This window comes from Streptococcus sp. HMSC068F04, from assembly GCF_001837455.1.
GTDB classification, from domain to species: Bacteria; Bacillota; Bacilli; order Lactobacillales; family Streptococcaceae; genus Streptococcus; species Streptococcus salivarius_D.
In genome coordinates, this window is the sequence record NZ_KV832530.1 from 23038 (window position 1) to 25564 (window position 2527).

Consider the following 2527-nt stretch of genomic DNA (forward strand, 5'->3'; position numbering starts at 1 on the left):
ATTGCATTCTCATGTGCAACTGCTCTTGCAAGTTTTGCCTTTATCGCAAAGCCTGCCTTCGCTGAGGAAGCTAAAGCTGACAACTCATCAAACCTTGATGTGACTGCTGCTACCACTGCGAATGTAGAAACTACAGCAGACCTCGTCGAAACAAAGGTTGTCGAAGCACCTGTTACTACTGAAAATGTGGCTAGCACTGAAAGTACCACAAATGTTTCAGAACAAGCTACAACTTCTGCTGCAAGCTCTGAAACTACCAGTGAAACAGCTTTAACAACTGCAAGCGAAAGCCAAGCACCTGCAAAATCGGCCACAGGCCAAACACGAGAAGCTGTAACTACAGACCGAGCTGCCAGTGAAACTGCTTCAGTACCTAATGAAACAAACGTCACTGGTGGTCAGTACTATAGTGATGACCAAGGCAACTGGTACTATAAAGATGCCAGCGGTAAAAACCTTACTGGAGACCAAACCATTGATGGTGTACGTGTCTCTTTCCGCGAAGATGGTAAACAAATTAAAGGGCCAGATTTCTATTGGTCTGGTGATCTACGTCGTTATTTCGATGATAATTCTGGTCAACTTCAAACCAATCGTTACCTAGAATACAAGGGCAATTGGTATTATTTAGATGCTACTGGACGACCACTAACAGGCGAACAAACTATCAATGGTCAAGAAGTTTATTTTAATAATGATGGTATTCAAATCAAAGCTGACTTTAGTGGAGAATCTTATAGTTATCCAGATCAAAGCTTCTATTACGACCCTAACTCTGGTGCAAGGGTCCGAAAAGAAGGTCTAGTTCAGAATAAAAAAGGCCAAACTTTCTACATCAAGAACGATGGTTCTAAATTTACAGGAATACGTGAAATTGATGGTAACATCTACTATTTCAAAGCACGTGAAGCTGCCTCTCCTGTTGATACCGGCGTCCTACAAAAGGGAATCAGTATTTTACTAGAAGAAGGTCAAAATTCACCACGTTCTTACGGTTATGGTACTCCTATTAATATTACACGTCGCTATTATTTTGACTCAGTTACTGGTCAAGCCGTTAAAAACCGCTATGTCCAAGAAAATGATGGCTGGTACTACTATGGTGAAGATGGAAATGCTATTCGTCCTCAGAATGGTGAAGCCAATATAGATGGTCAAATCGTTTACCTCTATGCCAATGGTCGTCAGGCTAAAGGAGAGCTTGTTCTCGACAATGGTATTCTTCGCTACTATGATCCTAATTCTGGAGCACGCGTCACTAACACCACTCTAACAATTAATGGTATGACCTATCGATTTGATGAAAATGGTGTCGGTACGGATGCTCCTAACCCAAATGGTTATTATAGTGATGATAACGGAAACTGGTATTATAAAAACGCAAATGGAGACAACCTTACTGGAGCTCAAATTATCAATGGACAAAAAGTGTTCTTCCGTGACAACGGTCAACAGGTCAAAGGGGCTTATGGTAATTCTTACGGTGATTTATACGCATTCTACGATGTTAATTCAGGAAACCTTGTAACCAATCGTTATATTGACTTCATGGGTAATTGGTTTTATGTAGGTAAAGATGGTAAACCAGTCAAGGGACCTCGAAATATCGATGGACAAGATGTCTTCTTCAACTATCGAGGGGTACAAGCCAAAGGTGATTTTGGTCGAGATGGCGTATATATGCCTGAGTACTACTACGATAAAGATAATGGTCGCAAAGTAACCAAAGCTGGGTTTGTCAAAGATAACAGAGGCTTAACTTACTATCTTGACGAGAAAGGTGAAAAAGTCCTTGGACTTCATGAAATCAATGGTGACTTATATTACTTCCGTCAAGGAGGTGCCTATAAATACACCCAACTAGGTGACATGTGGCAAGACAGCATTAATTACATTGATGGTAAGATCTACTACTTCGATCAATTTGGTAAGGCTGCCAAAAACCGCTTTGTCTTTACGGAAGGAGCTTGGCACTATTTCTACGGCGATGGTACAGCAGCTACCGGTGCCGTTCAAATTAATGGGCAAAAACTTTACTTCGATACAAATCATGGTAGACAAGTTAAAGGCGCTTTTGCACCAGATGGTCACTACTACGATGAAAACTCTGGTGAACTAGTCACCAACCAAACACGTACTATCAAAGGTGTAACTTATCATTTTGATGAAAATGGTAATGCGACTAAAGTTTAAGACATCCCTTACTTTAAGAAAACTTTAGGATCTCCTCTATATACTATAATCATCCTAAAACTTTTCTTTTTCATAATCTCCTAATCCAGGACTCAAGTCCTGGATTTTTTTAAACTCTTATGACTGCTAAAATTGTGAATTTTACCTTGTTAGTCACTTTGGAATGTAATCGTTTTCTTATTTTTATCTAAATTTCTTATATTTTCTTGAAAGTCTCTAAAATAGCGCTATAATAGGACTTAGGAAATGGAGGAAAAATTATGAAAGTACATTCTACTTTTACTGGATCTAAGTCCAAAAAACATCTGATTGCATTCTCATGTGCAACTGCTCT

General features: G+C 39.5%; 1 protein-coding gene. It reads left to right on the forward strand.

Annotated elements, in window-relative coordinates; translation table 11 throughout:
- Positions 1–2193, forward strand: a 2193-nt coding sequence (locus tag HMPREF2571_RS09000; protein ID WP_083320430.1) for a glucosyl transferase, incomplete at its 5' end; no start/stop codon positions are given.
- Positions 2194–2527 lie beyond the last annotated feature (334 nt).